This is a genomic window from Paenibacillus sp. J22R232, assembly GCF_056269165.1.
Window position 1 is genome coordinate 1,099,188 of sequence record NZ_JBWDNK010000002.1, and the last position, 6,038, is coordinate 1,105,225.

Genomic DNA, 6,038 nt, shown 5'->3' on the forward strand with positions numbered 1-6,038 from the left:
CAAAGCTGCTTCGAACCCGCGCTTTTCCTTTTTAAAGCGGATATAATGAGTGAACTAGCTCGTTAAAGCCATTATTATTCGGAGGATTAAAGATGCTGACTATGTTTGCTTATCTCAAAAAGTATCGATTTGCGGCTTACGTTGCCTTGCTGCTTATGATAGTCGAGCTCATGGTAGAGCTGCTGCAGCCGTTTATTATTTCCAAAATTATTGATGACGGCATTGGCAGCGACAATCTAGCCGTTGTACTGAAGTGGGGCGGCTTTCTGATAGGCTGCTCTATAATTGCTTTTGCGGCAGGCATTCTAAGCTCGTTTTACGCATCCCACGTTAGTCAAAGCTTTGGCTTTGATCTGAGGGAGAAGCTGTATGAAAAGGTGCAATCGTTCTCATTCGCCAATTTTAACCGCTTTCCTGAATCATCGCTTATCACAAGGCTGACCAATGACGTCACGCAGCTGCAGAATACGGTCTTTATGGGCTTGCGGATTATGCTTCGCGCTCCGCTTCTCGTTATCGGAAGCATTGTGATGGCATTCGTCGTTCAGCCGAAGCTGGCGTTCTGGCTTGCTGCCGTCATTCCTTTTTTGGGCATTTTTTTGCTATGGGTGCTCAAAAAAGGTGAAAGGCTGTTCCGTTCCGTACAGCAGCAGCTGGATGCCGTGAACGGCGTCATGCAGCAAAACCTAATCGGAATGAGAATTATCCGCGTATTCGTTCGAATGAAGCATGAGTCCGCCAGATTTTCGCGTTCTAGCGAGCAATTAATGAGCCGGACCGTTGCAGCGCTTCGCTTAACCGAGGTTACGATGCCTATCGTTTTGCTTTTTATGAACGCAAGCGTGATGGCCGTATTATGGTTCGGAAGAATCGAGCTGGATACGAACGGCGCAACCGTAGGCGAGGTCATTGCCATTGTCAACTACGCAACGAGGACGACCGCGGCACTTTCTATTATGTCTATGATTGTAGTCAACTTCTCGAGGGCTCGCGCGTCGGCGCAACGGATGGAAGAGGTTTTGGTTACGGAGCTTGACTTGACGGATTCGCAGGAAAGCGATGAAAGCTTGGAGCTTCGGGCCGGGCATGTTTCCTTTGACAACGTGTCGTTTCATTATCCGGAAGCTGACGAGTACGTGCTGCGCAGCATTTCTTTCACGGTCAAGCCAGGCGAGACGATTGCCATTATGGGAGCTACAGGATCAGGGAAATCCTCGCTTCTTCAACTGATTCCCAGGCTGTACGATGTGCAGTCCGGCAAGATCATCGTCGATGGCAGCGACAATCGGATGATGAAGCTGGGGCAGCTGCGCAGGCAGATCGGATATGTACCTCAGGAGATCATGCTCTTTACGGGCTCCGTGGAAGAAAACATTCGCTGGGGCAAGGAAAACGCTACGCGTGATGAAATTATCGAAGCGGCGAAGCTTGCGCAAATTCATGAGACCATTATGAAGCTGCCGGAGCAATACGATACGATTGTTGGCCAGAAAGGCGTTAATTTATCGGGCGGCCAGAAGCAGCGGCTTACGATTGCCAGAGCGTTGGTCAGGAAACCGGTTGTCCTTTTGCTAGATGACAGCACGAGCGCTCTGGACGTGAAGACAGAAGCGGCGCTTCTGCAAGCGCTTAAGCTAGTGAAATGCACGACTTTTCTCATTACTCAAAAAATAAGCTCAACGGTTCTCGCTGACTCTATCTTGCTGCTGGATGAAGGTCAACTGCTCGCGCAAGGCAAGCATGAGCAGCTTATTGGGCAGTCAAGCCTGTATCAAAAAATTTATGAATCGCAGTTCGGGAAGGAAGGTGTATCCCGTGCTTAAAGCGTTGAAAGAACCTTTCCAATATGAGAGGAACATGGACGGCAAAGCGGAAGAGCCAGCTAACCTGAAGTCCGGGGCGCCGAGCAAGAAGAGCAAGGCGCGGGCGAGAAACACATCTGCCACGCTGAAACAGATGTGGGGATATTTGATCCTGTACAAAGGCAGGCTGGCCGCTGTCATGGTAATGGTCGTATTGAGCTCTGCTTTGTCCCTGCTCGGCCCATACCTGGCAGGTACCGCAATTGATCGATTTTTGATTGCCCGTGACAACGGGTTTATCGTATTTCTCGTGGGGATGGGCGTCGTTTACGTGCTGCATTCGATCACCATGTGGCTGCAAAGCATTTGGATGATTGGCATATCGCAGAAAACGGTTTATCGGATGCGCCTTCAATTGTTCGAGCATTTGCATAGACTTCCAATCCCGTATTTCAGCAGGCGTCAGCATGGCGAATTAATGAGCCGGGTTACGAACGACATTGAGAACGTAAGCTCGTCCTTGAACAGCTCCGCCATTCAGGTGTTCTCGAGCATGCTGCTGCTTATAGGGACGGTTACGGTCATGCTGTCTCTCAGCCCGTTATTGACTTTGCTGACCTTTCTTGTCGTGCCTTTAATGCTGCTCGGCATGAATTGGATAACGAAGCAGACGGGTCGGCTCTTCAAAGCCCAGCAGCGCAATTTAGGCGATTTGAATGGTTATATTGAAGAAACGTTATCCGGGCAACGCATCGTAAAGGCGTTCTCGCAGGAGCATACGGTCATCGCCGCCTTCAAGGAGCGCAACGAGCGCATCCGCTTATCCGGCTTCTGGGCGCAGGCAATCTCCGGATTTATTCCGAAGCTGATGAATGCGCTCAACAATTTGAGCTTTGCTATCATTGCTGGCGTAGGCGCCATATTTGTGCTGAATGATCAGATAACGGTAGGCACGATTATTATATTCGCCGAATATTCGAGACAGTTCACGCGGCCGCTCAATGACTTGGCAAACCAATGGAATACGCTGCTATCCGCGGTTGCCGGAGCGGAGCGTGTGTTCGACGTGCTGGGTGAAGAGGAGGAGCGCGTTGACGAGGCGGCTGCGGGAGAACTGGCTAAGGCGAAAGGGAATGTCGAGTTCAGCCATGTGACCTTCGCATACGAAGGACGCGCCTCCACCATCAGTGACGTCAGCTTTGAGCTGAAGCCGGGCGATACCATTGCGTTAGTAGGTCCGACGGGAGCCGGCAAAACGACATTGATCCAGCTGTTATGCCGATTCTATGATCCTAGCTCTGGCAATATTAAGATCGATGGTACGGATACCCGCATGATTAAGCGTGAGAATTTGCGTTCGCATATGGCTTTTGTGCTTCAAGATCCTTTCTTGTTCGAAGGGACGATCCTTGAGAATATCCGCTATGGGAAGCTCGATGCGACTGACGGGGAAATAGAGCAGGCGGCGAAGCTTGCTAATGCCCATTCTTTTATTACGCGTTTGAAATCAGGCTACCAATTCAGGCTTAAACAAGATGGCAGCGGCATTAGTCAAGGACAAAAACAGCTGCTCGCCATTGCAAGAGCCATTCTTGCGAATCCTTCTATTCTCGTACTGGACGAAGCGACCAGCAGCATCGATACGGTTACCGAAATCAAAATTCAAGAGGCGCTACAGCGGCTTATGCAAGGCCGAACCAGCTTTGTTATCGCCCATCGTTTAAACACGATTCAGCAAGCCGATCAGATCGTCGTGCTGCAGGACGGCCATATCATTGAAAAGGGCTCACACTCGGAATTGGTCGATCAGAACGGTTATTACAGCTCCATGGTCAGCGGTCAATTGAAGAATGGGATGCTGAATGAGTCAAGCTAGCGCTTCGGTGGTTAATAATTAATACGAAGCCTTATCAATATTGCAACTAATGCCGGGGCTATCGAGTATTAGTAGATATAATGTGGAGGTGGGATGCATGACAATAGCCCAGTGCGCGAATTGCGGACATAACAACGATGTGGATTCAACCAGCATAATGACTGCCCAATGCTCCGTTTGCGGCGCCAAGCTGGTGGAAGAAGCCGTTCCTTTCGAGGTTGCCGAAGAGGATGTGAATTCTTCCTTGACCTTGGATAAAGATAAACCGTTAGAGGAAGTCGATATCAACAAATGGATTGGCAAAATCGGCGATCAAGACAAGCAAGCGAAATACGTGGAAGAAGGCTTTTGGGCGAAAGTGAAGCGGCATGCGGCCAAAGTGCCTTTTGCCAAGGAGGTCGTGACGCTTTATTATTGCTCGGCTGACCCGAATACACCGCTAAGCGCCAAAGCTACTGCGATCGGCGCGCTTGCCTACTGGATTCTGCCTCTTGATCTCATCCCGGATTTCTTGCCGGTGGCAGGCTTTGTGGATGATGCGACGGCTGTATTCATCGCTTACAAAGCGCTCAGCGGCCAAATCAAGGATGAGCACCGCGATAAAGCGGAGCAGTTTTTTATTCTGAACAAAAATGTGAAGCTGATTAATCAACAGCCATAATTAGACGGTTAACAAAAAGGATGACCCGGCGAATTCGCTTCGGTGTCATCCTTTTCCCGTTATAGGTGCTGCAGGCGGTCTAAAACAAGCTCCAATCCAATTGCTGCGACAATGATTGCAGCAGATCGACTCCGGCAATGCTGTTTCCTTTGCGATTCAAGGAGGGACCAACCAAACCTATGCCATATCTGCCGGGCACGATCGTTAAAATGCCGCCGGACACGCCGCTTTTGGCCGGAAGCCCGACTTGGATGGCGAACTCGCCAGACGCATTGTACATGCCGCAGGTGGTCATGAAGGTTTTGGCAATCTGGACATGCCGACGCGGAATAAGCACATCCCCGGTTAGCGGATTTATGCCGTTATGTGCGAGTACGAGGGCCATTTGAGCAATGTCCGCACAGGTCACGCTTACCGAGCAGTGCCGAAAATACACGTCGAGAACTTGCTCAACCTCACCTTTGAGCACGCCGTTGTCTTTCAGAAAATAAGCCATGGAACGGTTTAAATTAGCCGTTGCCGATTCTGAGCGATATACGTCAAGGTCCCAGCTCAAGGAGCTATTATTAGAAAGAAGGCGCAAGAAAGACAGCACGCGCTCAGATTTCTCAATAGCGTCCTTGCCCGCAATCATTGAGGAAATCGCAATCGCGCCGGCATTAATGAGAGGATTGAACGGAATGCCCGGCTGCACGAGTTCGAGCTTAAGCATGGAGTTGAAGTTGTCGCCCGTAGGTTCCATGCCGACCTTGTCAAAAACGGCTTCTTCTCCGTTATCTATCAAAGCTAGAATAAGCGTGAAGACCTTGGATATGCTCTGCATGGTAAAAGAGAGCCCGGCATCCCCTTCAGAAACGGAGTGGCCGTTTGAATCGACGATGTGAATGCCCAACGCGTCAATCGGCGATTTGGACAGTTCAGGGATATAGGAGGCTACCTTTCCATAGCTGCATTGACGTTTGCTTGACTCTACCCATTGAGGCAGCATTTTTTTGATCTGGTTCATTTCCGGTGCCAACATAAGTAGTGCTCCTCTGCTTTAGTGAGATTATGAATATCAGAACAGGTAGACGTCTTTTAATTCTATATGATTTGCTATGTGGTTATAAAGATCAATGCTGCGGTGTCGATAAGAAATCGGCACCGTTTTTGCTGCTTTTCGGAAATAAATGAAGCTTTAAAAGTTTTTTTGAATAAAAGCTTGACCAATTAGGCGGATGCATGATATATTCTAATTCCGGCCGAGAGAAACACGCGGACGGCAAGCAAAACAAGAGATATGAATGAAAGAAAAGATTGCTCTTTGAAAACTGAACAACGAGTAACAACTGCCTCGCAAATCCTTCGGGATAAGCGAAAAAGCGATAACAAGTAATGAGCAAGTCAAACACCAATTTGGAGAGTTTGATCCTGGCTCAGGACGAACGCTGGCGGCGTGCCTAATACATGCAAGTCGAGCGGATCTTGTCCTTCGGGACAAGGTTAGCGGCGGACGGGTGAGTAACACGTGGGTAACCTGCCTATAAGACTGGGATAACATTCGGAAACGAATGCTAATACCGGATACGCGGTTTGGTCGCATGACCGGATCGGGAAAGATGGAGCAATCTATCACTTACAGATGGACCCGCGGCGCATTAGCTAGTTGGTGAGGTAACGGCTCACCAAGGCGACGATGCGTAGCCGACCTGAGAGGGTG

General features: G+C 49.5%; 4 protein-coding genes and 1 rRNA gene. 4 read left to right on the plus strand and 1 reads right to left on the minus strand.

Translation table 11 applies throughout. The features are described 5' to 3' along the window. Nucleotides 1-92: 92 nt before the first annotated feature. From AC0YN3_RS10985 to AC0YN3_RS10995, 3 genes are all read left to right on the plus strand, one after another. Nucleotides 93-1,823: an ABC transporter ATP-binding protein gene (locus tag AC0YN3_RS10985; RefSeq protein ID WP_475775084.1), complete on the plus strand. Its 1,731-nt coding sequence runs from the start codon at nt 93-95 to the stop codon at nt 1,821-1,823. Next, nucleotides 1,816-3,678 (plus strand): ABC transporter ATP-binding protein, encoded by a 1,863-nt coding sequence (locus AC0YN3_RS10990; protein WP_475775085.1) that lies wholly within the window; start codon nt 1,816-1,818, stop codon nt 3,676-3,678. The genes AC0YN3_RS10985 and AC0YN3_RS10990 overlap by 8 nt, the downstream gene beginning before the upstream one ends. A gap of 97 nt (nt 3,679-3,775) precedes the next feature. After that, entirely contained in the window at nt 3,776-4,339 is a 564-nt protein-coding gene (locus tag AC0YN3_RS10995; RefSeq protein ID WP_246431570.1) for a YkvA family protein, read from the plus strand. Between the two features lie 79 nt (nt 4,340-4,418). Here AC0YN3_RS10995 and glsA read toward each other — a convergent pair whose 3' ends face one another. Further along, nucleotides 4,419-5,360, minus strand: a complete 942-nt coding sequence (gene glsA / locus AC0YN3_RS11000; RefSeq protein WP_475775086.1) for a glutaminase A — start codon at nt 5,358-5,360, stop codon at nt 4,419-4,421. A 371-nt stretch (nt 5,361-5,731) separates the two neighbouring features. Here glsA and AC0YN3_RS11005 point away from each other — a divergent pair. After that, nucleotides 5,732-6,038 (plus strand): 16S ribosomal RNA (locus AC0YN3_RS11005); the annotation flags it as partial.

Bases quoted from the DNA above. Each gene is read 5' to 3' on its own strand.
- AC0YN3_RS10985 (WP_475775084.1), top strand. From the start codon at position 93: ATGCTGACTATGTTTGCTTATCTCAAAAAGTATCGATTTGCGGCTTAC.
- AC0YN3_RS10995 (WP_246431570.1), top strand. From the start codon at position 3,776: ATGACAATAGCCCAGTGCGCGAATTGCGGACATAACAACGATGTGGAT.
- glsA (WP_475775086.1), bottom strand. From the start codon at position 5,360: ATGTTGGCACCGGAAATGAACCAGATCAAAAAAATGCTGCCTCAATGG.